The sequence below is a fragment of the Tardiphaga sp. 862_B3_N4_1 genome (assembly GCF_051811085.1).
Lineage (GTDB): Bacteria > Pseudomonadota > Alphaproteobacteria > Rhizobiales > Xanthobacteraceae > Tardiphaga > Tardiphaga robiniae.
The window spans coordinates 694,661-720,269 of the sequence record NZ_JBPWQB010000001.1 but is presented as its reverse complement, the minus strand read 5'-3'; the positions used below and the strand labels follow the sequence as shown (position 1 = coordinate 720,269).

19 protein-coding genes are annotated in these 25,609 nt (G+C 55.7%); 8 read left to right on the top strand and 11 right to left on the bottom strand.

The window, feature by feature from the left end; all coding sequences use genetic code 11:
* Window positions 1-13: 13 nt before the first annotated feature.
* On the top strand, window positions 14-241 hold the full coding sequence (locus AB8B02_RS03400) for a hypothetical protein (RefSeq protein ID WP_120288752.1): 228 nt from the start codon (window positions 14-16) through the stop codon (window positions 239-241).
* Window positions 242-408: 167 nt separating this feature from the next.
* On the opposite strand, the gene AB8B02_RS03395 is transcribed toward AB8B02_RS03400, so the two are convergent.
* Window positions 409-1,710 carry an acyltransferase family protein gene (locus AB8B02_RS03395; protein ID WP_158596767.1) on the bottom strand — a complete coding sequence of 434 codons (1,302 nt, stop codon included), beginning with the start codon at window positions 1,708-1,710 and terminating at the stop codon, window positions 409-411.
* Window positions 1,711-2,015: 305 nt separating this feature from the next.
* On the opposite strand from AB8B02_RS03395, the gene AB8B02_RS03390 reads away from it, so the two are divergent.
* The 4 genes from AB8B02_RS03390 to AB8B02_RS03375 all read left to right on the top strand — a co-directional run bounded on the left by AB8B02_RS03390 (window position 2,016) and on the right by AB8B02_RS03375 (window position 8,213).
* Window positions 2,016-3,518 carry a hypothetical protein gene (locus tag AB8B02_RS03390; RefSeq protein WP_147421616.1) on the top strand — a complete coding sequence of 501 codons (1,503 nt, stop codon included), beginning with the start codon at window positions 2,016-2,018 and terminating at the stop codon, window positions 3,516-3,518.
* A gap of 62 nt (window positions 3,519-3,580) precedes the next feature.
* Entirely contained in the window at window positions 3,581-4,651 is a 1,071-nt protein-coding gene (locus tag AB8B02_RS03385; protein ID WP_439063111.1) for a glycosyltransferase family 2 protein, read from the top strand.
* A gap of 458 nt (window positions 4,652-5,109) precedes the next feature.
* Complete coding sequence (locus tag AB8B02_RS03380) at window positions 5,110-5,748, top strand: hypothetical protein (protein ID WP_147421615.1); 639 nt, start codon at window positions 5,110-5,112, stop codon at window positions 5,746-5,748.
* A 497-nt stretch (window positions 5,749-6,245) separates the two neighbouring features.
* The gene (locus AB8B02_RS03375; protein WP_120288747.1) at window positions 6,246-8,213 is read left to right on the top strand and encodes an Ig-like domain-containing protein; all 1,968 of its coding nucleotides are present in this window, start codon (window positions 6,246-6,248) and stop codon (window positions 8,211-8,213) included.
* Window positions 8,214-8,276: 63 nt separating this feature from the next.
* Here AB8B02_RS03375 and AB8B02_RS03370 read toward each other — a convergent pair whose 3' ends face one another.
* From AB8B02_RS03370 to AB8B02_RS03345, 6 genes are all read right to left on the bottom strand, one after another.
* Window positions 8,277-9,023: a hypothetical protein gene (locus AB8B02_RS03370; RefSeq protein WP_120288746.1), complete on the bottom strand. Its 747-nt coding sequence runs from the start codon at window positions 9,021-9,023 to the stop codon at window positions 8,277-8,279.
* A 202-nt stretch (window positions 9,024-9,225) separates the two neighbouring features.
* Window positions 9,226-10,209 carry a UDP-glucose 4-epimerase GalE gene (galE, locus tag AB8B02_RS03365; RefSeq protein WP_120289199.1) on the bottom strand — a complete coding sequence of 328 codons (984 nt, stop codon included), beginning with the start codon at window positions 10,207-10,209 and terminating at the stop codon, window positions 9,226-9,228.
* A 140-nt stretch (window positions 10,210-10,349) separates the two neighbouring features.
* Complete coding sequence (locus AB8B02_RS03360) at window positions 10,350-11,561, bottom strand: O-antigen ligase family protein (protein ID WP_120288745.1); 1,212 nt, start codon at window positions 11,559-11,561, stop codon at window positions 10,350-10,352.
* Window positions 11,558-12,844, bottom strand: coding sequence for a glycosyltransferase family 4 protein (locus AB8B02_RS03355; protein ID WP_120288744.1), 1,287 nt, complete (start codon window positions 12,842-12,844; stop codon window positions 11,558-11,560). Before AB8B02_RS03355 ends, AB8B02_RS03360 begins: the two co-directional genes overlap by 4 nt.
* Before the next feature lie 17 nt (window positions 12,845-12,861).
* Window positions 12,862-13,995 carry a radical SAM protein gene (locus AB8B02_RS03350; RefSeq protein ID WP_093760290.1) on the bottom strand — a complete coding sequence of 378 codons (1,134 nt, stop codon included), beginning with the start codon at window positions 13,993-13,995 and terminating at the stop codon, window positions 12,862-12,864.
* Window position 13,996: 1 nt separating this feature from the next.
* On the bottom strand, window positions 13,997-15,352 hold the full coding sequence (locus AB8B02_RS03345) for a glycosyltransferase family 4 protein (RefSeq protein ID WP_120288743.1): 1,356 nt from the start codon (window positions 15,350-15,352) through the stop codon (window positions 13,997-13,999).
* A 256-nt stretch (window positions 15,353-15,608) separates the two neighbouring features.
* Here AB8B02_RS03345 and AB8B02_RS03340 point away from each other — a divergent pair, with 256 nt between their 5' ends.
* Together AB8B02_RS03340 and AB8B02_RS03335 are read left to right on the top strand one after the other, a co-directional pair.
* Window positions 15,609-17,753: a type I secretion system permease/ATPase gene (locus tag AB8B02_RS03340; protein WP_231081185.1), complete on the top strand. Its 2,145-nt coding sequence runs from the start codon at window positions 15,609-15,611 to the stop codon at window positions 17,751-17,753.
* Window positions 17,754-17,824: 71 nt separating this feature from the next.
* Complete coding sequence (locus tag AB8B02_RS03335; protein ID WP_158596766.1) at window positions 17,825-19,804, top strand: HlyD family type I secretion periplasmic adaptor subunit; 1,980 nt, start codon at window positions 17,825-17,827, stop codon at window positions 19,802-19,804.
* Window positions 19,805-19,898: 94 nt separating this feature from the next.
* On the opposite strand, the gene AB8B02_RS03330 is transcribed toward AB8B02_RS03335, so the two are convergent.
* The 4 genes from AB8B02_RS03330 to AB8B02_RS03315 all read right to left on the bottom strand — a co-directional run bounded on the left by AB8B02_RS03330 (window position 19,899) and on the right by AB8B02_RS03315 (window position 23,620).
* Window positions 19,899-21,236 (bottom strand): DUF4910 domain-containing protein, encoded by a 1,338-nt coding sequence (locus AB8B02_RS03330; RefSeq protein ID WP_199712032.1) that lies wholly within the window; start codon window positions 21,234-21,236, stop codon window positions 19,899-19,901.
* A 41-nt stretch (window positions 21,237-21,277) separates the two neighbouring features.
* Entirely contained in the window at window positions 21,278-22,576 is a 1,299-nt protein-coding gene (locus AB8B02_RS03325; RefSeq protein ID WP_120288741.1) for a methyltransferase C-terminal domain-containing protein, read from the bottom strand.
* A gap of 157 nt (window positions 22,577-22,733) precedes the next feature.
* Complete coding sequence (locus AB8B02_RS03320; RefSeq protein WP_120288740.1) at window positions 22,734-23,339, bottom strand: dTDP-4-dehydrorhamnose 3,5-epimerase family protein; 606 nt, start codon at window positions 23,337-23,339, stop codon at window positions 22,734-22,736.
* A gap of 107 nt (window positions 23,340-23,446) precedes the next feature.
* The gene (locus AB8B02_RS03315; RefSeq protein ID WP_158596765.1) at window positions 23,447-23,620 is read right to left on the bottom strand and encodes a hypothetical protein; all 174 of its coding nucleotides are present in this window, start codon (window positions 23,618-23,620) and stop codon (window positions 23,447-23,449) included.
* Window positions 23,621-23,953: 333 nt separating this feature from the next.
* On the opposite strand from AB8B02_RS03315, the gene AB8B02_RS03310 reads away from it, so the two are divergent.
* Window positions 23,954-25,438, top strand: coding sequence for a glutamate-1-semialdehyde 2,1-aminomutase (locus AB8B02_RS03310; protein ID WP_120289193.1), 1,485 nt, complete (start codon window positions 23,954-23,956; stop codon window positions 25,436-25,438).
* Window positions 25,439-25,609: the final 171 nt, after the last annotated feature.

Below are 25,609 nucleotides of genomic sequence, written 5' to 3'. Positions count from 1 at the left end.
CCGAGCCAGACGCATGGGCAAGACAGAGACGACACCAACCGAAATTATCCGCATGATCTCTGCTGAAGCTACCCGACTCATCGGCCCGTGGCCCAGCAACCTGGATATATTTGTATTTCGCGTGGATGACAGCTGGGAATGCCTGATAACACCGACCAATAATCCAACCGAAGCTAAATTCCGAGATGCGGCGTTGCAGATCGGCCTTTCACTCGAACGCAGTTTTAAGCTCAGGGTATGAAACCTATTTTTGCGGCCTCGTATTCTCCTTACCAACTCGAAATCCTCTTGCGAAATTGACACGACGTTGGGGCAACTAAGCCTCAGCACAGCGATTTCGACCTGCTGCCTTTCCCATACTTTTGCAAGCAGGCTGTTATCCCGAGAGCTATCAGTTCGGTGTCTAGATTACCGGGAATTATCGCGAGCCCCAACGGCCCGGGCGTCGGGCAAAAGTAGATCTTCTTTCCTCGTTGAGTTTGTAGTCGACGCATACTCTTCGATAACTCTCCGAGAAGCGAATGCCGTTCCTGTCTCGGTCGCTATCGTTCTCACAGCTTTCGCGACGAACGCCTTGACCGATGAAGTGTGTATTTCGAACAGGCGATAAAACGCAACAGATAGCGCACCACAGAGCAGCATGAAGGACACGAAGCGAACGAGAGAGAACAACGTAAACTCGCTTGGGCCACTACTGAAGATAACGTTCAGCACCACCAAAATTGGATAGTGTGTTGCATATAGCGAAAAACTATACTTCGCGCCGTTTGCGAGTGGGTGCAGCTGCCTTGGCATAGATGCACCTGAGAGGGTCAGCCCCACGATGCTGCCTGCGACAATCAGGCCGGTTGCCAGTTGGCTTGCCGCCCATTTCGGCGCCGCCCCCCCTACATAGAGCAGCCAGGCTCCAACGAGACCTACGCAGAATAAGAACAGCCAACTCACGGCAGGCGCCCTAATGGCGTAAACGGCGGCGCCAAGGCACCATATCAAAAAGTAGAAGATGAATTTGGTTCCGATATGTGTCCCCGCCGGGTCATGCCTTTCCGCATACCAGAACAAGGCGAGGATGCCGATGATCAAGAATGTAAAACTGGGACGAGACCAAACGACGACAAGAGCAAAGATCAGGACATAGTACCAGAATTCGTTGGAGAGGCTCCACAATGCCAGATTTCCGGCAAACTCCGAGCATGCGATCGTCTGAAGAAAGGCGACATTACATACAGCCGTCGTTGCCCCCGCGCTTGCAGAGAACAGCCTCCCTGCATCATATAGGTCGTGGCGCGTCGCAACGAATTCCTGCCAGTTCGGCAAATGTCTCGCCAAACCATATGCGCAGATGGACGTCACAAGTGCGGGCATCAACACCACATAGAGGCGAGCGCCTCTGGCCGCGAAGTACTCAATCGCATTGAGCTGCCCCGATCTTGCTCTGACGATCGCTGGTCCGCCCACGAGATAGCCACTCAAAACGAAGAAGACGATGACAGCGGCCATACCATGCGCGCTGAGGGTCTGTACAAGAGAGTAGAGATAGCTGACTGGAGAGCCATCTCCCGGGTCCGGAGACCTTTCCAGAAACATCAATTGGTAGGAGTGGAACGCAACCACCTCGATTGCAGCCATCGTACGGGCGAGATCTAGCCATGTGGGCAGATTCGCCGGCGTCACGGCGTTGGTACGAAACCCGATCCAACCCTCATCCATGAGCTCGAGATCCTGCAAAGCGTCAGTCTGCAATTGGCACGTCATCGACCTGTGTGAACCAGCTAAACGCAGGCAACGCCCTTAGACTTGACAACTCTCAATACGCTGGCGTTCGAAGGGAGCGCACCTAACCGCCCCTCCCCTGACGGCATTTGGAGGTGCTGAGCATTCATGGGGAAATCGCCCCCCGAATTTGACACCCATCAACTTTGACCCATGCGCGTCTCGCATGATCGCGGCGACAGAACCCGCGTCTTCTCCAATCAGGAGAGGCCGTCGCGTCGTCCTGAATTCGGAGAATGCACATGACACGATACGGTCAGCTCCTCGGAGTCCTCTTGCCAAGCATTTGGCGCCAAAAGGGCATTGTCGGCAGCTCCATCGTTGTCGTCTCACTCCTGACCCTCATGGCCTACGCAACGATCGGTGAAAGATATGAGTCCTACACTCTGCTGCGTGTCGGCCAGGGCATCAAAGACCGGTCCTCAGGCGCAAGCGTGAATCCGTTCGCCGAGGGCGCCGACCTGTCTATCCGAATCGATTCGCTCGCTCGACTTGTTACGACTGACCACGTTGTCCGGGAAGCAGCGTCCAGCACCGGCTTTGATCGCTTCAACAAAGGCCGAGACAACAGTCTAATGGCGTCCATGAGCAAGACGATCGGGTCTATCGATCTTTCGCGGCTGCTGCCGAAGAGTGTCGCCGATGCATTAGCGAGTTGGTCGAAGCCGGCTGACACGAACGAGGCCAGCGATCAGGCGCCAAGTAAAGAGGCGGCATTGGTCGCTTCGCTCCGTGATCTGATTACCGCGAAGCAGGAGGGGCGGTCAGACCTGCTGCGCATTTCCTTTCGCTATCCCGACGCTGCTGTTGCCACACGCTTTTTAACTGAACTGGCAAATGCCCTCGTCGCGGTTCAGGCCGATCTCGTCCAGACACCTGGCGCCGATATCTTCTTTGAAGATCAAACGAGACGGCTGCAGTTGGAAGCTGAAAAGTCGGCGACCGAACTCCAGAATTTCTCGGTCGGAGCGGCGATATACTCTGTCGCGGAGCAACGCGCACTGCTCCTCAAGCGGGCAAACGAGCTGAGTACGTTAATCTCAACGACCCGTGCGCAGATCCAGGATCGAAAGGGCCAAAAGCAGTCCATCGTTGATCAGCTCCTGATACTGAAGCCGGTTCAACAATCGAAAACGGTCACTGGTATCGTCAATAGCCTGGGTGCGCGTGATTATCCAGTTACGCCAAATGCTGCCGGGACACCTCAGAACTTTGAGGAAACCCCTCCATTGTTGCTGATCAAAGTGTATCAGGACGCCGTCGCCACTCTCTTCAAGGTCAATACCGATCTGAACGGATCCATGAAGCTCGAGAGCCTCCTTGCTGACGAGCTCGAACATGTGAATGCCGAGCTCGCGTCATTATCGTCCAAGGAATCCCAGTATGACCAGCTCAAGCGCGCGTTGGTCCGTGCCTCCACGGCCGCCGATCACTACGGCGCACGAGTCATCGAGGAAAAGATCAATCTCGACATCGCCAAGAAAACTCAGTTGTCGAGCGTGCGTGTAATCCAAGCTGCCGATCGCCCTCTCCGACCGATCTTTCCGCAGAGATTTCACTTTGTCCTGCTGGCGCTGTTCGGCGGCGTAATTGCGGGATCCGCCATCATCATCATGAAGGAATTGAGCGGCTTGCGCCAAGATCAGTACGAGCTTGAAGAGCGCGAGCTCGCAATGAACGAAATCGGCATCCGATCGGTTCGCGAATACAAGGCTGCGTTGAAGGCAGCACAAGCGGCCGAATGAGTCGCGCCGCTTGGTGACCGATTTGTCATTGTATTTTGAAACTGAGCATACATGGACGCGTTATGGATCAAATCTGTTTTGATAGTGATGACAACGTTCATTCGGACCCGTCTCGTTTAGACGTCGGATCACCGCGCCGTCAGTCGCCAATGGTCACAATCGCCATTCCGACATTTAATCGCGCAAGGCATCTGCGCTATTGCATCAAATCGGCGCTCGCTCAGACTTACGATAATTTCGAAGTTCTGGTCTCCAACAATGCATCAACGGACACAACGTACGAGGTGCTGAAGGAATTTTCAGACGAGAAGCTTCGTATTGTCCAGCAGCAGAGCAATATTGGACTACTTCCGAATTGGAATGCTTGTCTCGCCAATGCAAAGGGCGATTACGTCGTTTTTCTCTCCGACGACGATCGTGTGTCGCCATTTATGATTCAGAAAGCTATCGACGTTGTCCGTAAACGACCCGGCCTGCCGATAGTCGTTACGCTGAGCAATTTGCATTCTGAAGCTGTTGGCAAGACGTTCGCGGCTCGCGGGAGCCGAAAGTTGTCGACGGGAATCTGGCCAGGAACGGCAGTATTGGATGAGTTCCTGCAGAATAACATTACTGTCACGATGTGCAGCGTTCTGCTGCGTGTCGATTACGTTCGGGCAAATGGAGGATTTCCTCCGGAGTGTCCTCATATGGCTGATATCGCAGCCTGGGCACCACTTCTATTTCTAGGCGAAGCTGGGCTGGTGAACGAGCCATGCGCGACCTTCTCCTATCATGGCAACTCCGAGACGTCCCGATTGAGTCCGGAGGAGCTGCTATTGGACGGACGGCATATGGAGGAAATGATTTCTGACCTTGCCGTAAAGTATGTCGGAGACCCCGAGCAACAGCGTCTTCTGCAGCTCAATGCCCGTCGGTGTTTTGCACAACGAGGCTTGACCGTTCTCTCCGATTATCGATCAAGCGGCGGGAAGATGGACCGATTTATCACCTTACTTTGGAAATTCCGCAGTTATCTGACGTCCGCCGGACCAAAAGTCGGCTTACGTTTCTTCGCACTCGTCCTCTGCCCTCCTTTCATTGCAGACTATCTGCGCCAGCGGCGTCGGGGCGCGTCAGAGCAGTTGGTGTGAAAATGCCTGCTTGTCGCCAGCCGTTTCACCCATGGACGGCATTTTTTCGAGGCCAGAATAGCACTCAACATTCTTCTGGATATCAGCGAAAATCGGTGACTGCGGCTGCTGGAACGCTTCTGCTTGCATTCAATGTTAGCGCCAACGCTTTTGACGGTTCCTCCCCTCCAGCATCTGATTCAACGCAACTCCTCACGATCGCGACGCCGCGCTCCGCTATGGCGCAGCCTTATCGGCTCGCAGCCTATTCAGTGGACCTGGCTCCACGGCGAATTGGGATACCGCGATTCAAACCGGAGCGAGAGGTCACAATTGATACACCACTAGTAGACGCTACGGTTCAAAACACTCCGGGTTACAGCGATCAGTATCCTGCAGGCGTCCCGAAGACGTTTGCCTGGTGTGGTGGATCTTACAGGCCGCCTAACAACCGTGCGCCTCCACCGGACTTCACCGCTGTGACCGGCTGGGGGCAAATCTATCCCGCAATAGGCGCAGCCGAATATTCCACACTCGATCCGGTCATTGAGGTCGCCAATTCACGCACCTATGTCCACCTCAAAGGACGGAATGGTTGGGTATTGGTCCAAAGTCAGGCGCGCATGCAGCTCGCCGGTGCGCATTTCGTCTCCGACTTTTCCAAGAATGCGGCGATCCGGATGGAGATTCGCCAAAGCCCAGGCGGCGCCGCGATGATTGGCGCGCCACCGCCCGGCTACAACAGCCATTTCTGGCTCATCACGCGCGGCACCTATCCAGCCTCTAGCGTTGACGGGGTCTACGTACAAATGGATATGCGATCGGCTGATCCCGCACTGAACGTCGTCGCTAACGTCGGGGCCGATTGGTGGCGCAACGCAACAGCCGCATTCGAAGACGGCTTCGGAAACAATCCCGGAGCCGGAATGAGCAACTGGCTCACCCTTTCGACGCAGTGGTCGACGCTACGCTTCTACTCGACCAGCAACGACGACCTGTGGGCCGACCCACCGCCTCCCTTACTATCCACGCGGCCACCCTACATGCCTACGAAAACGAAGCGGCGCGACATCGCGAGGATACCTTGTTCCCTCAGTCGCGAAACCCAACCGCAATAGCTATCTTGAAAGGCGCCTCGGAAACTGCACGCCGCGACACAGTGCCGCGATTACATTGACGTTCGCATTCAATAGCAGATGCGTTCTCTAAATGTATTATGTAGTTAGCTACTACTCGATCAGTGTATCGCTGCTGCTGCGCATTACGCGGTGCAACACGAACACATTGAAAACAAAATGTATTGCCACGGTTCGCTACACTATTGTTGATTCGTCAATGCACGATTTATTGGCGACTGCACAACTACTACGCATAAGCTACGAATCGTTTCAAACGACAAGAGCCTTCGTCACATCAACCCTCATCGGCCGACATCCGGGACAGATGCAAGTTCGGTGGGCACTCGGCAAAACTCTAGTTTCGCGTCGCCCGCATGTTTCGTACGGGCATAATCTCGAAACAGTCAAAATCCCATCTTCTTGGCCGAGATGGATGCTCTTCACAGGTATTTCTTTTGAAATCGGGCGCACCAAGCAGCGACAACCGGGGACATAGGATGGCAATTTCTGTTTCGGATATCATAGCTCAGAACACGATCGGTTATAGTGAGGGTAAACCAGTTGGCGTGCCGGCGAGCTACGCATGGTACAACGGTTTGTATAGGCCAGTTGGCTATAGCGGTCCGCCATCCGACTTCACGTCGGTAACTGGATGGGGGCAAGTCTATCAGAAGGCTGGTGCCCCGGCGTATTCGAATCCAAATGCCACCATCGATGTCGCCAACGCCAAGACATATGTGCACCTGAAGGCCACAGGTGAGTGGGTTCTGGTTCAGAATCAGGCCAATAACCAGATTGCGGGCGCGCATTTCGTCGCCGATTTCAGCGGTAACTCGGCGATCGCCATGAAGATCGGATCCCAGGCCGCGGGGAGCGCGACAATGGCGACGCCGCCAGCCGGATATAACGACCATTTCTGGCCCAGCGCGCGCGGTATCTATGCAGCGGGGGCGGTTGATGCCGTCTATGTGCAGATGGATATGAAGGTCAGCGATCCCAATCTGCAACTGATCGCCAATGTTGGCGCCGATTGGTGGCGCACCCCTTCGGTCGGCTACGCCAACGGAATGACCAATAATCCCGGGGCAGGCATGAGCAACTGGGTCGAGCTGTCGACTCAGTGGACCACGCTCGGGTTCTATTCCTCAACGACAGCTCAATTTCAGGCAGACCTGCCACCACCGCTTGAAGGAGTGGTTACGGAAGTTCCAAAGCCTACCATCACGCTCTTCAGCGCCGATAGCGGCGTCGTCGGCGACGGCATTACGAACGCATCTGTCTTGAAGTTGACGGGGACCGCTCAGGCGGGACTCGCTGTCAACGTCTTTGACGGATCCCAGCTTCTCGGGACCACCAAGGCTGATGCGTCCGGTGCATGGACGTTTACGACGGCGCAGCTTACCAGCACGTCGCACAGCTTCACTGCAAAGGCCATCAGTGCCTCAGGAAGTACGAGCATCGCATCGACAACCCTCACTGTTCAGGTCGATACGATTGCCCCCACTGCACCGAAGCTTCTCTCGTTCTCTCCCGACACGGGCGTCGTCGGAGACGGCAAGACCGACGCGACTGTCATTAAGCTGACCGGAACAGCGGAGGCTGGCAGCGCCGTCAAGGTGTTCGATGGGGCGACCCAGATCGGGACCGTAAGGACCGATTCGCAGGGATCATGGAGTTTGGTAACGGGGCCACTATCGACGGCCACTCACACTTTTTCAGCTACGGCCACCGATGTCGCCGGCAACTCAAGTACAGCGTCATCGCCGCTCAACGTCAGGGTCGATGGAGACGGGACTTCTACGCCCCCGGTCACGGGTGAGAATCTTTTGGTCAACGGATCGTTCGAGGCATCAGCCGTGAAATCCAGCTGGTTTGCTGGATTCAGTACGATTCCGGGATGGTCGGCCGTCAGCGGTGGCACGATCGAACTTTGGAACAATTTGAACGGCGTAAAAGCGACCAATGGCGTGAACTTTGGAGAGCTCGATTATCTCGGCGCCGATGACGGGCTCTACCAGAACGTGTTGACTATCCAGGGCCAGAGTTACGACCTCTCACTCGACGCGCGCAGTCGGCCTGGCTTTACGGGGGCAACCTGCTCCATGGAAATTCTCTGGAACGACACCGTGGTCGCGCGCGTACCACCAGGAAGTAGCTGGCAGACCTATAATTTTACGGTGACCGGCACAGGTGGGTCTGACCGTCTGACCATTCGTGAGGTCGCAGGCCAAGGCGGCGACGGCTTGGGCGCACTTTATGACAATGTGAGTTTGGTGGCCAAGCAGCCGATAACATCCGCGTCACAGGCCAGTCTGGCTCAGGCATCACGTGCCGTCGACCTTATCAATCAATATTCCGCAACAAGTGCTGTCAATTCAGATTACGGGACCAGCCCCTTGGCGAACGCGGCCGACTCCCTCACCACTCTCTCACAGACGTTAGCGCAATCGCAGCAGCACACCTGACAACATCAATCTTAGGGGGCGCCGCTCCAGATGCGCGCCCCTCGAGGAGCCTTTTCTCACTCCTCACGGAGCGTGATTTTGCGACTGGAAATTTCTAACGATCGTGTTGTGTCGACCAACTAATTCAAGAACAGCCGGTCCATGGGCGAGAACAATACTCGTGGATCTCGCTCGCATCTCCTCGCAGCAGCGCTGGATTTCACGAGTCAGCGCCTTATCGGCTTCAGCATAGAATTCCGCGAAAGACGGCCACTCATCTGGCCAGCGACTTACGATCCGTGGCGTATTGAGAAACGGAAACTCGGCCGATTTCGGTGAAGCCGTATACCACGGCCCCACATTTGGCAACGTCTCACCATGCGCCGCCTGCAAATTGGAGCGGATACCCGGCGTCAACGACCCAACATCGACCGGCTCTTCATCGGCAGATAGCAATTCGAGCCCAGCGTTATAACAGACCCCGAAACGCATAACCGCTTCGTCGAACGAGGTGCACAGATACTCCAAATGGGAATGCACGAATCTCAGACGCTGATACGGACGGCTAGCCTCCTCTGCCTGCGTCAGACCACTCGCGATTCTCTGAAACTCCCATGCATCTTCGCAGACCGTCTCAAATTGCAATAACGTTTCTATAATTTCCCTGAGCTTATCATGTGCCATGGCGATCGGATTTCTCGCGAATTCTGGCAACAAGCTGAGGTAGGGTGCATCGGCGACGCTCAGGCTAACCTTGGCATCATCTATGATCCGATCGAGCAAGCCTGCTGCGATCTGCGAGGCGGCAGCTTCTGCTTCAACAATGCTCATTGGCGCCGGCCATCTCAGGCTAAACAGATTGCCAGTCGGTGTGCGCACGAACCGGCGTCCAGGGTCTACGTACCGCTTCCCTTTAGCATGTTCGCACGCCGGCGCCACCAGTGTTCAATCCGGTGCGATTTGGATAGCCGAATAATAACGGCAAACCGACAGCCTATGACTGCGTGAGAGCGCATCGCATACCGCGTCTCTCTCAGGTCGCTCGCTGATGCCACTTCCATGCAGAGCCGACGATGGTCGAAAGGTCGGAATACCTGGGCTGGAAGCCCAGAACTGCCTTGGCGCGCCCCGGATTTGCAACCAGAACCGGCGGATCGCCATTCCGCCGAGGCTTGATGACGAACGGCGTCTCCCTATTCGTCTCACGCCGAATTTGACCGATAATCTCCTTGACGGAGTATCCCCTTCCCGTTCCCAGATTGAAGCATCCACCGGCCCCACCCGCGCGAAGATGCTTCAAGGCAAGGACATGAGCCTGCGCCAGATCCGTAACGTGAATATAGTCACGTATGGCTGTGCCATCGGGAGTCGCATAGTCGTCTCCGAAAATCGCAAAATCATCCAGCTTGCCCTGCGTCGCCAGAATAGCGCGCGGGATTAGATGCGTCTCGGGGGAATGGTCTTCGCCAATCTCTCCGCCAATATCCGCACCACTCGCGTTAAAGTATCGCAGGCAGATTGTCGCCAGGCCATAGGCTTCACCGAAATCCGCCAACATGTCCTCGACGATCCGCTTGGTTCTCCCATATGGATTGATCGGCTGCAGGACTTCACTCTCTTCAATCAAATCCTTATCGACGCATCCATAGACAGCGCCGCTGCTCGAGAACACCAATGTCTTGCACGACGCATCGCGCATGGCACGCAACAGACTCACCGTGCCTTCAACATTATTTCTGTAGTATTTTTCCGGATCACTGACGGATTCGCCGACGAGGCTCGAGGCGGCGAAGTGAAACACCGCCACGGCGCGATATTTCTCAATCGTCTCCGCCAAGCGTCGCTGATCGTGAATATCGCCTTCGATCAATGGGCCCCACTTGACCGATGATCGATGTCCCGTCGACAGATTGTCATAGCAAATTGCACGATAGCCGGCTTCTGCAAGACCCTTGCAGCAATGCGACCCTATATACCCAGCGCCGCCCACGACCACGACATTCGGCGTCTCACTCATCATCCACCCCACACGCAGCGCTCGGCCTCACATACGGACCACCACGTTCAGCCGTTACAATCTTCACGGTTCGACATCTCGGGCCAGCTAGAGAAATTCTTTTTCGTCGGTCTCCCGACTGATGTATCGCGCCCTTTTCCTTACGCTCGCCTGCGCGTCGGAACATGCATCACCGACGCCCGGCCCGCATAGGCAAAGTACAGGGCCATCGATGTAAAATTATCGAGAAGGTTCTCCGAGAAGAAATAGATACAGAGAACGACAAACAGAACTCGCGTCGCTCCAACCGGAAGTGATCGGTAAACGTGGATCAGAAATGGAACGAAGATAGCGAGATTGATCAAACCGTACTCTACCAGAATGCGCAGATAGTCGTTATGCGCAACGAGCGCGGCATAGGTGACAAGCGCCGTTTGCCCCGATCCGTAACCGAAGAGAAAAACACCGGTCCCCTGGCTCGAATACACATTCCAGATATCCGTCCAATGTATCAGACGAAAGAATGCCGAAAGATCTGTGGAACCCGTCATGGTGACAAGCTGCTTGTAGGACATTGACGCAATCGCGCTCGGATCCATGCTGAATACCAGCATCAAGTTGTCGAACGTCGCAATTCCGCGATCTAGGGCGCCAACCGACAGCGCGACAGCACCGCCTATGCCAACGGCAATAAGAGCAACGATAGAACTGCTCCGGATCGGCATGACGATCCACAAGCAGGATGCCACTGCTGTCGCGACGGCTGCCCCCAGCTTGTTCATGACGATAGCATTGATGAACTGGAACAGAATGACCCGGTTGCCGTAGAGCTGCGTTACCGCAAACAGAAGCGCAGAAAAATACAGAACACCGGTATTCGCGTTCGGAAAATACGAGAAGACTTCACTCGCAAAGCTCTCATTCTCGTAAACCTTGCTGCTCCCTTTGGTCAGCAAGAAAAGTATCGGCACAATGCCGAGCGCAACAATGCAGCGCAACTCGATCGGTTTCATCTTGCCACCGGTTGCGCGTCCCGCAGCATAGAACACATAGATTGACAGGTACTTGAGAGCATCCGTCATCGACGCAACCTGCAGATTGTAGATGACACTTAACGTCGTCGTCACCAGCGCGACGAGCAGATATCCCTTCGCCGCGCCGTCTTCCCGCTTCGACTGCATAATGATCTGAATTGAATATGCGATGATCGCGAGGCTGACGGCGTTTCCCACGGCATTGAAGACTTGCGCTCCCAGAAAGTGATAAAGAAATGCGCAAAGATTGACGATCAACAAGCCGATGCAGAACATCGAGAAGTAAGACGACTTCGGTACCGCAACAGTGGGTCGGCCTTCGATCGCAAATTCGCTCATCGACGGCCACTCATATCGGTGATCGCTTCCTCAGCCTTTGCCCTCATCACCGCAACCTCCGACACCACCATCGATGGTCGTCGCTTCTGCCGGCGGCCAATTGGGGGTCTGACGATGAGGTCATCCTTGTCCTTCTGCGGACGCGTCGTCGATCTGTCCGGGTGGGACGCTCCCATCACGGCATCATAAATTTCGAGCGTCTTCGAAGCGATATCATTCCAGTCATAACGGCGCGTACTCTCGTGTCGAATCGTCTCGCGCTCGGCCGCTCCCATCCGAACCGCAGTGAGAGCAGCCATCTTCGATCTGAGTTCTTCGCAATCGCCAACCGGAAAGATATTGGCTGGATCCGTCACAACTTCGCAGTTTGACGGAATGTCACTAACCAACACCGGAAGCCCATAACTCAAGGCTTCGAGTAGGACGATTGGTAATCCTTCATGCGACGACGGCAATACGAAAAGTCCCGCATGCGCATAGAGCTGACGCAACGTCTCGCCGCTTTGGTATCCGGCCATCACAACGTTGTCCTGGCCTTGCGCCTCGATCACAAGCCGATCTGCGTATTCGTTCTTGTGATCGATCCGCCCAACGATAACGAGCTTCCATCCATCCGATTTCAGTCCCTCGAACGCCCGCAAGAGATCGATCTGCCGCTTCTCGGGGACCAGCCGCCCAACCGTCAAGACATACCGCCCCGCTTCGAGACCCAGCGCGTTGATCTTGTCTGTGTTCAGCGGAAGCTCGGAAAATACGACCCCATTTGGTATGACATCGCACGTCTTTTCATACTTCTCCTCGATGAGCTGACCGATGCTGCGACTGACAGCTATCCGCTTATGCGCGTATCGCATTCCGAATGCCTCGCCGGTCCGCAGAATCGTCCGCGCAGCCCAACCCCATTTCTCTCGATTGTAGTCCTCGCCATGATGCGTCACGACCACGCGCAAGCCAAATAATCGCAGCAACGGCGTCACAATCGCCGGGCCGATTCCGTGAATATGCACGACGCTCGGTCGCTTAATCCCGGCGACGAGCGCACAGATCAGCGAGTGCAGCAACGTTTCGAGATACACACTGCGAACAGTCCAGAGGCGAAGGATCCTCACTCCGCGCCAAGCATCGCCTTCCTGCGCGTCCACATATGGCGATCGCACGCAGGCCGTTACACCCTGTCCGAGCTTCGCAAGCCTCGGTGCGAGATTCTCGACATGGTTCTCGATCCCGCCCTGAACGTCCGGGAAGCCACGAAACCCGAACGTGTAGACCTCTCCCTTACCCATGACGCCACTCCCCGCTCTTAGTTGTTGATGAATGACTTCAGTGGGTAATGTTGGTCAGTTGTTATGCGCCCCTTGACCAGCTTGGCCTTGACGGTCTTGTCCAGGAATGACGGTCGCTCGACATGCGGCGACGGCCGCGCATCCGAATAGTCGATATAGCTGTCGAAGCAGATCTTCTTGCCCATCGACACCTTGGCTTTGTTTTTCAGAACCCACATCAATGGCTCCTGCTTTGGCAGTTGCGGCACGATCCGGGATCGCATCGCTGTCCGTGCGGTGGTCACCATCCAGCAGTTCTGTGCGCATCCAGCGACCTTGCCGAGCGTTTTCCGGGCGGTGTCGCTGTTGGCGATCTCATCCCACGACTGCTTTGCAAGATTTCCCATCGGAAGATCGGACCGGACGTTGCAAGCCCAGACATCCGACCACGGATCGATGAACGCAAAATCCTTTCCGGCGCTGCAGGGAATGAGCCTGTCGTGACCGAGAATCTTCTCGATCAAACCGAGATTCAGATAGGCGCGGAACCAGTTCTTCGGCTTGTTGCTTTTCAACAGCGCCTCGACGAGCCCCTCGACCTTGCGCGCGACACTGCGCCGATCATAGAAATAGTTGTCGTTCTTGTAGAATTGCCAAGCGTTATGCAGCGTCGAGGTTGCGAGTTCGTAGCCTTCCTTGCGGGCGAATTCGTAGACATCGACCAGCTGATCGACATTCTCGTCCTGGATCACCATCGCAAAGCCAAGATCCGTGCCGCCCGCCTCCTTCAGCATCCGGAGCCCGGCGACCTTCGTGGCATAGCCGCCCTTCTCGCCCCGGATCGTATCGCTGGTTACTTGGTCACCTTCGACGGAGAACCGAACCTTGATGTTCGGATACTTCTTGATGATTGGAACCAGGCGTTCGGGATGCAGGCCATTCGACGAAATCTCGAGGACCCGCGCTTTCGGATAAAGCAGGTCCGCGATCTCGGCGAGATCTTTGCGAAGTGTTGGCTCGCCACCCGACACATTGAGGTTGTCGAAGCCAGGTGGCAGTTTCGACAGTGTCTCGAGTGATATCTCTTCCCGCGGATCGGTCGGGTTCTGCCAAATATAGCACATCTGGCACTTGGAATTGCAGCGGAACGTCGAAATGATAGTGAGATCCATTTTATACTCCGACTCTGTTCTGTTCCTTCAGGGGATTCACGACGCTTTGGTAGAGCGCGAGCAGCGCCGCCCCATGGGTTTGAAGCGAGTATTCGGCTTCGACGACCTTCCTGGCCTCAGCACCAAGTCGCCCACGGAGGTCACGGTCCGCGAGCAGCAGTCGAATTTTGCTCGATAGGTCGTGAACGTCCTTCGAGGCAAACAGCAGCCCGGTCAATCCGTCTCTGACCAACTCGGGAATTCCACCAATTCGCGATGCAAGAACGGTTTTTCCGTGCGCCATCGCCTCCAGGATCGAGAGCGGGCTGTTTTCGTGCCACTCCGAAGGCACCACAACGACGGCGGCTCCGCGAATGACACTCGTCAGATCTGCACCAGCCAGATGTCCCTTGAACTCGGCGTCTGGAAATTGCGTCCGGAGCTCAGATAACAGAGGCCCGGTCCCGGCCACCACAAGCCGCCAAATGGCACTGTCTGCAGCATGTGCTTTCAGCAGGGTGGCCACACCTTTTTCCGACGAAAGTCGCCCGAGATAGAGGACATAGCCGCCATCTTCACGAGATACCTGGATCGCAGAGGCGTCGATACCATTGGGAATATGCGTGACTTTCGCGTCTCCAAACCGGCGTGCGACGGCGTCACGCATGAATCGACTGGGCGCGATGAATTGACTAACACGTTGATAACTTTGCGCCACCGCGTGATAGCGCGCTTCCGCCCAAAGTAACGCACTTCGCCCCAGCGACCCGTCCGCACATCGTTTACGCAAAATCGATTCGAAACGTCCGCTGGTGCAGTCTGTGCAGACTGCGCCATTCGACAGTTGCGTGTAGACCGGGCAAACCGGCTTGTAGTCGTGCAGCGTCAGGACGACTGGCGTATGAAGCCGCGCAGCGGCATTGATGATCGACGGCGTCAGCTGATGGTAGATGTTGTGGCAATGTAAAAGGTTGGGATTCTCGTCGCGTATGAGCGCGGAAATATTACTTACGGCTTCCTGAGACCGAACGAAGGAGATCGCCGCTTTTATTTTGCTGCTTCTCGACCCCGCCTTGTAGCTCTTCTCGGAAACGAAGTAAGATTCGTATTTCGACGGGCGATTGCGACTGTCGCGCATGGAGAACTCCATGACGTCGATGCCGCGCCCCTTCATCCAGTCCATTTCGTCGAACATAACGGCCTCTGAGCCGCCATTCCGGAAGAAGAATTTATTCGCGACAAGGATCTTTTCGACCTGATCCGCAGCGCAACTCAGTGTCGGCCGTTGAATATCGGTGCCTCCGTCCGCGCTACGTTCGGCCTGCGACGGCCTTAGCATCACGATGTTCTCGTTGCGGAACGCGCTACTGGCGGGCATGCGTAATGACCTCGTCTTTATGGGTTGAAGCCATCTCTCAGACGTCTCTCAAACGACCCATGAACGAAGCGTATGCGTAGGTACGACAGTGATATTGACGGGCGTCAACTCCGCTTAGCGCAGCGCAATAGAGTCTCTCTCAACGACATCTGCCTGAACTTCTCCTCTATTTCGGCGCCAGAATTGGATCGGATCACTACTGCGGCTCGAGCGCGACATGGTAGCAGCACAGGTGCCGCGCGGCGCGAGGGGACCAATGGAAGAGCACCTCGAGCCAACAGCAGCAAAGCCTGACGGCGGTCTTATAGCTCTCGTCATGATGCTCAGATTTCAGGGGCTGAGCATTGACCCGGAGCGCATTCGACATCAGTTCGGTCACAAGCTCATCGGCGTGGCTGAGATGCTCCGTTGCGCCAAGGATCTCGGCCTAAAGGCGCGCATTGTGCGCAGCAGTTGGGTGCGGCTGTCCAAGGTGCCAATGCCGGCCCTGGCGCTTCTCAAGGACGGTCAGTTCCTCCTGCTCGGCAAGGTCGAGCCCGAGAGGGTCATTGTCCTACAGCCGGGTCGATCGCAGCCGACAATGATGACGCCATCCGAGCTGACAACCGTATGGGACGGCCCTCTTCTCTTGATGACGAGACGGGCAACCCTTTCAGATCTGGCTCGGCGGTTCGACCTCACCTGGTTCATCGCGGCAATCTACAAGTACCGCTGGCTGTTGAGCGAAGTTCTCCTTGCTTCGTTCTTTCTCCAGCTATTTGCGCTGGTCTCTCCGCTCTTTTTCCAGGTTGTGGTCGATAAGGTTCTTGTTCATCGCAGTATGAGCACCCTCGACGTGCTCGCGATTGGCCTGATTGCCATCGCTTTGTTCGAGACCGTCCTTTCGATTCTTCGGACCTATCTCCTGTCTCACACCACCAACCGCATCGACGTAGAGCTTGGCGCCCGGTTGTTCCGACATCTACTGGCGCTTCCGATCGGCTATTTCCAGACCCGGCGCGTCGGCGACTCCGTGGCGCGCGTCCGTGAGCTGGAGAACATCCGGAATTTTCTCACCAGTTCGTCTTTGACCGTTGCCATCGACCTGTTCTTCACGATCATCTTCATTGGCGTTCTGTTTGTCTATTCGCCCCTACTCACCTGGATCGTCGTCGCCGCGTTTCCCATTTATGTCGTCATCTCTGCGGTTGCGACGCCGCTATTCCAGTACCGGCTCGATGAAAAATTCAGGCGCGGCGCCGAGAACCAGGCATTTCTGGTCGAAAGTGTCACTGCCATCGAAACGTTGAAGGCAATGGCGGTCGAGCCCCAGATGCAGCGGCGCTGGGAGGAGCAGCTGGCAGCCTATGTGTCTGCCAGCTTTCGCGTCCTCAGTCTGGGCAATTTCACCAGCCAGTTCATTCAGTTCATTAGCAAAATCGTGAGTGCGCTGATTCTATACTTTGGCGCCAAACTGGTCATCAGTGGTGACCTGACCGTTGGCGAACTGGTGGCATTCAATCTACTCGCGGGCCGTGTCAACGCACCAATTCTCAGACTGGCCCAACTCTGGCAGGACTTTCAGCAAACACGCCTCTCGGTTGCCCGGCTTGGTGACATCCTGAATACCGCTCCGGAGCCAGCCTATATGCCCAGTCGGATGTCGCTTGCGGCCATCAGAGGGGACGTCCGCTTTGAACATGTAACGTTCCGTTATCGCATCGATGGACCGGAAATCCTCCACAACATCAACATCTATTGTCCTGCTGGACAGGTCATTGGAGTGGTTGGCCCATCCGGGTCGGGCAAGAGCACGCTCGCAAAACTGGTTCAGCGCCTCTATGTCCCCGAAACGGGCCGGGTGCTGGTCGACGGCGTCGACATCGCACAGGTCGATCCAAGTTGGCTTCGTCGGCAGATTGGCGTTGTCCTGCAGGATAGCGTTCTGCTTAACGCTTCCATTCGCGAAAACATCGCTTTGGTTGATCCAGCGACACCTGCCGGAAAAGTTGTCGAAGCTGCCGCTCTCGCGGGCGCCCATGACTTTATCATCGAGCTTCCGGAAGGCTACGATACTGTCGTCGGCGAGCGGGGCAACACATTGTCGGGCGGCCAGCGCCAACGCGTCGCCATCGCGCGCGCGCTCATAACTGATCCCCGTATTCTAATCTTCGATGAGGCTACAAGCGCGCTCGACTACGAAAGCGAACGGATTGTCCAAAAGAATATGGCGCAGATCGCCAAGGGGCGTACAGTATTCATTATTGCTCATCGCCTTTCCGCCCTCCGCATGGCCGATCGCATCATTACGATCGAGAATGGACGGCTGGTCGAGGACGGTACCCATCAGGAGCTCATAAAAGCCGGCGGGCGCTATGCCAAGCTTTATCGTTTGCAGGCGGGGTTTCATGACCCGGCTTGATCCCTGTCTCGATGCATTGCCAGATTATTCTTACTCGGGATTCGAATTTTCCCAAGAACGAGAGACGCAGTTTGACCGTACTTGAGACCACATCCTTGCACAGTAGCGACGATCCTGGCTTCTTTGCCCTGGAGATGCTGTTACGCCTGGCCGGATTGGAGGTCGACGTTGCCCTGCTGCGTAGCATCAGCAACAACGGTCCCGTCGATGTTGCAAGCATCCTAGCTTACGCACGGAAGGCCGAGCTGTCCGCACGATGTATCGAGACAAGGTGGATTGACCTTCCCAAATATGCACTGCCGGGCATCATTCCTCTTCGCAATGGCAGTTTCTCGATTGTCGGTAGCGTCGCCGGCGAGAAGGTCGTCGTTCTCCATGCTGGTGCATCTCGTCCAAGCGTTCTGAGTGAGGCACAATTCACCTCACTCTGGGACGGACGCCTCCTTCTGATCCAAAGGTTATCTCCAGTATCCGCATCGACCCTGAGGATTCGCAAACTGCTGACACGAATCCTCCAGAAGCCACGCCGGCTCGACCAGGCCACGTCGCATAGCCCCCCGGGCCAGGTCGCGGTTCTGGTCACTGCACGACGGGGCGCCGCCGCAGTGTCCAGTCAAGCTCGAAAATTCGGTAGCGCTGTGGCCAGCCTGAAGCCAAGGGATCAGGCGTCTCAAGTTCATGAATTGGCATTCCTGCCCGCTGCCCTCGAAATCGTGGAAACCCCTCCGTCTCCAATCGGGCGCGCGGTTGCGTATACTATTGCTTCCATCTTCACATTTGCGCTCATCTGGGCAACATTCGGCACCGTCGATATTGTGGCCACCGCACCGGGGAAATTCGTCCCGAGCGGACGCACGAAATCAATCCAGCCTCTCGAAGCCGGCGTCATTCGAGCGATCAGCGTCACGGACGGCCAGGCCGTGCGGAGCGGCGATCCATTGATCGCGTTCGATGCCACGATGAGCACCGCAGAACTTGGCCACCTCAAAAGTGACCTCCTTGGGTCGGAGCTTGACGTGGCACGGCTGAAGGCGGCTTTGAATAAAGCGCTGAATCCCCTGACTGCCTTTGCCCCGCCGGACCATGCGCCCTTGGCCCTCGTTGAGATGCACCGGCGCTTTCTTATCAGCCAGACAGCCGAGCAAGCTGCCAAACTCGCAACCATCAATGGCCAGATCGCGCAAAAGGAGGCCGAACGAGCGACTTCCAAGGCATTGAGCGAGAAATTACGCGCCGTCTTGAATCCCTTGCAGCAAAGGGTCGAAATCCGGGAGCAGCTGTTTCAGAAGGGCCTGGGCTCGAAGATCAATTATCTCACCGAATTGCAGGACTTGGTTACCCAACGCCAGGAGCTGACCGTACAGGACAGCCGCCATAGCGAAGCGGAGGCTGCAATTGCGGTGTTAGTCGAAATGCGAACAAAGGCCGTCGCAGAATATGAAAGGTCGCTCTTCGAGGAATTGGCCAAGGCGGAACAGAAGGTCGCGGGGCTCACGCAGGACGTCATCAAGGCGGAGCGCCGCACCGCGCTACAGACCTTGACGGCTCCTATCGACGGTACCGTCCAGCAACTGGCCGTTCACACTGTTGGCGGGGTCGCCACTCCTGCCCAAACGCTCATGCTGATTGTCCCGGAGGACAGCCGCCTGGAAATCGAAGCCAATATTTCCAACAGGGACATCGGGTTTGTTGAACCAGGCCAAGACGTGGCTATCAAGGTCGATACGTTCAATTTCACGCGCTACGGCCTTCTGAGCGGCAAGATTCTGAGTATCTCGAAGGATGCCATCACCCGCAACAAGCCGCCTGCCCGAGGCGTCGATTCTTCACCTGCTACAGACACTGCCAGCAGCGAACCAGCCGGTCAGGAGCTCGTATATTCCGCACGCATCTCGGTGGATCGCAAACAGATGGATGTAGAAAATAGAACCGTTGATCTATCGGCCGGCATGGCTGTCACTGCTGAGATCAACATCGGATCACGTCGGATTATCAGCTACATCATGTCCCCGCTGCTGCGCTACAAACAAGAAAGTCTGCGCGAGCGGTAGCACGATGATTTAATTACGACCGCCGTACTCTCCACCGCTCGGAACCAGCATATGCCGCGCTAACTCGCTTGTGCGCGGCAGACGCTGCCCCCCTTCAGCGCACCAGGCCGGCGGACTGCAATGCAGAAGCCGCCTCCTTGAGGGTCCCCCAGGGCAGGCTTGAGCGTTCGGCGATATCGAGCAGAGAGGTTGCACCGTCCGACATATTCAGAATCCATAGCAACGCCAACTGGTACTCACCAGCAGAACGCCCGCCAATGGTGCTGTAAAGACCATAGTCACCGAGCTTCGGCTCACACATCGGCTTCTGATTGGTATATTTTCGATTATTCTCAATCACATCGATCGCCGCGACTGCCCTGTCCAATGAATCGCGCAGAGCCGCTGGTTTCACGAATGACAGATTGTCGGCCGATGTGTGGTACTCAGGGAATTTCCCGTGCGGCGTCCTCATGAACGAGCCGACCGGGAGATTGATGCCAGGCGAGCAGTATTGTCGCTCGTCATAGCCAAATGGTGAGAAAGGCTGAATTGTGTGGGGCTCGCCACCTTGCTTCAATACATAGGTCCACGCACGATCGATTTCGGCATTGCCTTGGCGGCTTAATTTGTATGTCGGGCTCCCAGCGTCGCCCACACACGTCAAAACGAAGCCATGCTTGATCCGGCTGAGATGCGCCTGATTCAACGCCAACCAAGTGATTGATCCGATCGTGCCTGGGATAAACACAAATCGATAAGAGTAGCGTAGATCCATGTTGCGCAAATACTGGGCGAGTGCTGTCGCCACGGAAATTCCGGACAGATTGTCATTACAAAGAGACGGATGACACAGGTGGCAGGATATGAGGACTTCTTCTGATGAACTTCCCAGCAGCCGCAAGTCGCCATATGTCAGATGCCCGGGTTCAAGCATCGAGTCGATACAAACCTCGTACTCGTCTTCTTTGAGCGCCAACAACTGTGTATGTGTGACGCAAAATCCCCAGGCGGCGTGATAATACGATGTGCGATACGGAATGACGTCCGGATGGTCTGGATCTGAAAAGAGGTGCTTCTTCAGTTCTTCAAGATTAAGGCGCACATGAACAGGCACGCTGTAACTAACCACATGAAGATTGCACGCACGGAAATCTACGATGCGCTCTCCCGCACTGTTCTTGATGTAAGCATCGCGGATATTCCACTCAGATGGCACCGTCCAGTCGAACACTTTCAAACCGGACGGCACCTCACAAGTGGTAAGCGGAACATACTTCTGAATATGACGAAGGGTTTCGCGAACTCCCTCGCCGGTAATGCTCCTGCATATCGGATAGAGATCTGCAATGAATTCATGCATGGCCTGGCCACTGCGATCGGCCGACAATTCCGTCGTCGCAGCGCCCCTCTCGAGTCGACCCGACACCACCTTCCGAACAATATCATGCATCGCCTGGTCTCATTCCACTCTCTATTCTGATGCTTTGATCGTCACGCGATGACAACGGGCTCCGGAATAGGAACAATAAATTTTGCTCCCCAACTGCGGGCAAATGACAGCTGGCTGATGATTTCCTGTTGCAGATTCCAAGGCAGGATCAGGATATAGTCCGGCTTTGTCACCCCTATCCTTTCCGGCTCATAGATTGGGATGTGCGTTCCGGGCAATAAATGCCCCTGCTTATGTGGGTTCCTGTCGACCGTGTACTCGATGAGGTCGGGGCTGACACCGCAGTAATTCAGCAAAGTGTTTCCCTTGGCCGGCGCTCCATATCCGACGACCCGTTTACCTTCACGTTTTGCTGTTTCCAGAAAGTCGATCAGCTTCCGCTTCGTCTCCAGGGCGCGCTCCTCGAAGGCCTGATAATGCTCTAGATTGGCGAACCCCGCTGCGATCTCTCTTTCTCGCAACGCTGACACCCGGCTCGACACCGCGTGACGTCCGCGACCCGTGTGCTGTGCATAGATCCGAAGCGAACCGCCGTGGGTCGACAGCTCTTCAACATCGAACAACGTCATACTGTGGGATGCGAAGATCTTCTCAACGGTCAGAAACGAGAAGTAGGAAAAGTGCTCATGATAAATCGTATCAATCTGGCACTCGTCAAAAAGCCGCATGAGGTGCGGGAATTCCATTGTTGCCACGCCACGATCATCGAGGAGAATGCTGATCCCGCCGACAAAATCATTCAGGTTTGGCACATGCGCCAGCACGTTGTTTCCAATCAGAAGATTGGCACGCAGCCCTTCGCGGCGAAGCGTCTTGGCTGACCGCTCACCGAAAAAATCGACGCGCGTGGGTATACCGCGCGCTCTGGCGACCGCGGCAACATTCTGCGCCGGCTCGATTCCGAGGACCGGGATCTCATGCTCGACAAAGTACTGCAGGAGATATCCATCATTGCTTGCGATCTCGACGACGCTCGTATCGGGACCGAGGCTAAAGCGAGTGATTACGTTGTCGACATACTTCTTGGCATGTTGAAGCCATGATTCGCTGTATGACGAGAAATACGCGTAATCGCCGAAGATGTTCTCCGGGCTTTCCCACTCTTCCAACTGAACAAGAAAGCACTCGCTACATACATAGGCCTTCAGCGGGAAGAATTTCTCCTTCTCTCCATTGTCATCCTTCTTCAGATAGGAATTTGCGAGAGGAGACATCCCAAGGTCGAGAAACACGTTCTCCAGAGGAGCACTACAGAATCTGCAGCTACATGTTTCATCCGAATGCAACGACGGTGTCGACGCCGAATTGAAGGACTGCACAGCGACTTCTTGATTCAACATGGGTACGCTCCTGATGCGCGTTCGCGTTATCTCGCACCGGAACCGTATTTGTCTGCGCACCCGTTCACTTGACCTCTGTCAAGTTATCACAACTACTTTATTTGACGGATGGGATTGCGGATTGGCGCAGCGCCTTGCGGCAATCGTTCGCTCGATGTTAGTCGACCATCGGAATGAGACTGTGCGCCAATTCGCTACTCGCAGGCGTAGACATACGCGCCCGCATTTCCGCTTCGCGGCCTTTGAGAGGCGCCCAGGCCTCGTCCCGCTCGGAGATTACCGAAACAGCCGGCCAGCTGATGCCGAGGACCGGATCCTGATATCCGATGCCTCCCTCGCCGCCGGCCATGTGAGACGTGCTCATGAAGTAAAGAAGTTCGGTATCATCAGCCAGGGTGATGAAACCGTGCGCGAACCGCTTCGGAATATAAAGCCCGCGACCGTTTTCGGCGGAAAGTTCAACGGAAACATGCCTCAAGTACGTATTGGATTCAGGACGAAGATCCACGATGACATCCAAAACGGCGCCCCTGACACAGCGAACATATTTCTCTTCTGCGTACGGCGGATATTGGAAATGCAGTCCTCTTAGCGTTCCTGCCTTGCAGTTATAGCTCAGGTTCGCTTGCCGGATCGAGGTTTCCAGCCCAGGAGCGGAGAGCTCTTCAACACAGAACACACGCGAGAAGTATCCACGTCTGTCCTCGTGTCGCTCGACGTCAATGACGAAAGCGCCTGCCAGATCTGTCTCAGTAAGGATCATTTAGGCCTGCGAATAAGATAGTTTCATACCCACTTGGAACGGCACACGACAGCTATGCACGTCGAGAGCTCCGCATGGTGGTGCAAACGCGCGGATGACTAGTCGTCCTATAAGATAGCAAATTGGATAGCCGTAACGCATGCCCTGCCCAGCACGTAGATCCAGGCGATGGTTGCGCCGGTTGCCAGCAGGACAACGGCCGTTGGCCAATCGAGCCTCCGGCGCTCGCCCTTCGAGATCACGGTGTCAGCCAAGATATTTTGTGAGTTCAGCTTATCCATATGCGTCATCCACATCTGATCGTCGTGAGCAGTATGGATGCTAACTCTCTCAACTCGCCTGAACATGACAATGCTCAATAGTCGAAGACCATCGTGGTCGCGCGCCCAACGCCGCAACGCGAACATCGGTTGGTCTCCGCAGCGGCCCCCCTTCCAGACCGGCTTAAGCGGGTCTTATACAGCGTCGTGCTCGCTATGACCCATCAGCGATCGCTCGTTAATTTCGTCGAAAACGTGTTCGGACTTGACGACGCGCAAGTTTCCTCCCCGATCTGGCTGCGACAAATTATCATTGGATGCTTTTGTATTGTCGCGTCGATAGAGGTTACCGTCATGTCCGACAGCATTTTTGAGAATGGAGTTTCATCCACTGACGCGTCCGTTCGCGAGCAATTGCGGATCCGAGCGCACGCAGCAATCCCCGGCGGAGCCCACACTTATGCAAAGGGCGACGACCAGTTCCCAGTTTCCGCGCCAGCCTTCATTGCCAGAGGACTAGGCTGCCACGTATGGGACACCGAGGGTACGGAATTCATCGAATATGGCATGGGGCTTCGCTCCGTCGGATTGGGGCATGCCTTCCCCCCCGTTATTGAAGCTGCGGCCGCTGAGTTACGACATGGGTCGAATTTTACCCGGCCGTCGCCACTCGAAGTCGAATGCGCGGAAAGCCTGCTGGAGGTCATTCCAGGCGCCGAGATGGTAAAATTCACCAAGGACGGATCTACGGCGACCACGGCTGCAATCCGCCTCGCGCGAGCTTACACAGGACGGGACATTGTTGCGCTCTGCTCCGACCATCCGTTCTACTCCTATGATGACTGGGCGATCGGCACGTCGCAGATGCCCGCCGGCATTCCCGAAGAGACAAAAGACCTCACATTGACGTTCCGCTACAATGATCTGGCATCGGTGGCAGTGCTGTTCGCGCTCTATCCGGGCAGGATTGCCGCCATCATTCTAGAGGCCGAAAAGGATGTTCCGCCAACCGAAGGCTTCTTGGAGGGAATTCGCCAGCTCTGCACGAGCAACGGAACGCTTCTCATCCTCGATGAGATGATCACGGGATTTCGATGGCCGACACGTACGGCGCAGAACTTCTACAAGGTAACGCCGGACGTGAGCACTTTCGGCAAGGCCCTGGGAAACGGCTTTGCCATTTCAGCGCTGGCCGGCAAGCGCGAGATTATGGTGCAGGGCGGTCGCGAACACGACAAAGAACGCGTCTTTTTGCTGTCTACGACACATGGCGCTGAAACGCATGCACTTGCTGCCGCGCTGGCGGTGATGAAAGTCTATCGTGAAGAAGCCGTGATTGAGACATTGGAACGTCAAGGCGATCGATTGAAAGCCGGCGTGGATGCCGCAGCGGCACGCCATGGCTTGAGCCAGTTATTCAAGCTGGCCGGGCGACCGTCCAATCTCGTATACAGTTGCTGCGATGGAGACGGGATACCGTCGCAGCCATACCGCACCTTGTTCTTGCAAGAACTTTGCCGCCACGGAATTATCGCGCCTTCGCTGGTGACGAGCTATTCCCATTCCGACGACGATATCGATCAAACGATCGATGCGGTTGATCAAGCGCTCCACGTGTATCGCAAAGCGCTAGAAGACGGAATTGACACATATCTGATCGGTCGCCCCGTCCGCCCCGTTTTCAATCGATATGGCGATAGAACAAGCAGCGGGACAAACGCGCCAGCCAGCGCTCAGATCACGAAGACGCTGCTTAGACCCCGACGCAAACCACGAGCCTCCAATACTGCAGCCGGAAATCGGCGCAACTCGCGTTATGCCGAATCCACGATAGGATAAAATCGAAGCTTACAGATTGCCCCGTGAGGCGTTCGAGACATTGTCGCCCGACCGACTAGCGATCCCACAGAAGGTCGTCCGCGACCTCTGCAACTCCCTTTGCAACACAAGTGCCGCCCACGCCAAATGCGCGATAAGCCAAAGTGCGAAGATATGCTGCATCAAAGACAT

Bases quoted from the DNA above. Each gene is read 5' to 3' on its own strand.
- galE (WP_120289199.1), bottom strand. From the start codon at position 10,209: ATGAGTGAGACGCCGAATGTCGTGGTCGTGGGCGGCGCTGGGTATATA.
- AB8B02_RS03385 (WP_439063111.1), top strand. From the start codon at position 3,581: ATGGATCAAATCTGTTTTGATAGTGATGACAACGTTCATTCGGACCCG.
- AB8B02_RS03395 (WP_158596767.1), bottom strand. From the start codon at position 1,710: ATGGATGAGGGTTGGATCGGGTTTCGTACCAACGCCGTGACGCCGGCG.
- AB8B02_RS03310 (WP_120289193.1), top strand. From the start codon at position 23,954: ATGTCCGACAGCATTTTTGAGAATGGAGTTTCATCCACTGACGCGTCC.
- AB8B02_RS03330 (WP_199712032.1), bottom strand. From the start codon at position 21,236: ATGCATGATATTGTTCGGAAGGTGGTGTCGGGTCGACTCGAGAGGGGC.
- AB8B02_RS03350 (WP_093760290.1), bottom strand. From the start codon at position 13,995: ATGGATCTCACTATCATTTCGACGTTCCGCTGCAATTCCAAGTGCCAG.
- AB8B02_RS03325 (WP_120288741.1), bottom strand. From the start codon at position 22,576: ATGTTGAATCAAGAAGTCGCTGTGCAGTCCTTCAATTCGGCGTCGACA.
- AB8B02_RS03315 (WP_158596765.1), bottom strand. From the start codon at position 23,620: ATGGATAAGCTGAACTCACAAAATATCTTGGCTGACACCGTGATCTCG.
- AB8B02_RS03340 (WP_231081185.1), top strand. From the start codon at position 15,609: ATGGAAGAGCACCTCGAGCCAACAGCAGCAAAGCCTGACGGCGGTCTT.
- AB8B02_RS03375 (WP_120288747.1), top strand. From the start codon at position 6,246: ATGGCAATTTCTGTTTCGGATATCATAGCTCAGAACACGATCGGTTAT.
- AB8B02_RS03400 (WP_120288752.1), top strand. From the start codon at position 14: ATGGGCAAGACAGAGACGACACCAACCGAAATTATCCGCATGATCTCT.
- AB8B02_RS03345 (WP_120288743.1), bottom strand. From the start codon at position 15,352: ATGCCCGCCAGTAGCGCGTTCCGCAACGAGAACATCGTGATGCTAAGG.
- AB8B02_RS03370 (WP_120288746.1), bottom strand. From the start codon at position 9,023: ATGAGCATTGTTGAAGCAGAAGCTGCCGCCTCGCAGATCGCAGCAGGC.
- AB8B02_RS03390 (WP_147421616.1), top strand. From the start codon at position 2,016: ATGACACGATACGGTCAGCTCCTCGGAGTCCTCTTGCCAAGCATTTGG.
- AB8B02_RS03320 (WP_120288740.1), bottom strand. From the start codon at position 23,339: ATGATCCTTACTGAGACAGATCTGGCAGGCGCTTTCGTCATTGACGTC.
- AB8B02_RS03360 (WP_120288745.1), bottom strand. From the start codon at position 11,561: ATGAGCGAATTTGCGATCGAAGGCCGACCCACTGTTGCGGTACCGAAG.
- AB8B02_RS03355 (WP_120288744.1), bottom strand. From the start codon at position 12,844: ATGGGTAAGGGAGAGGTCTACACGTTCGGGTTTCGTGGCTTCCCGGAC.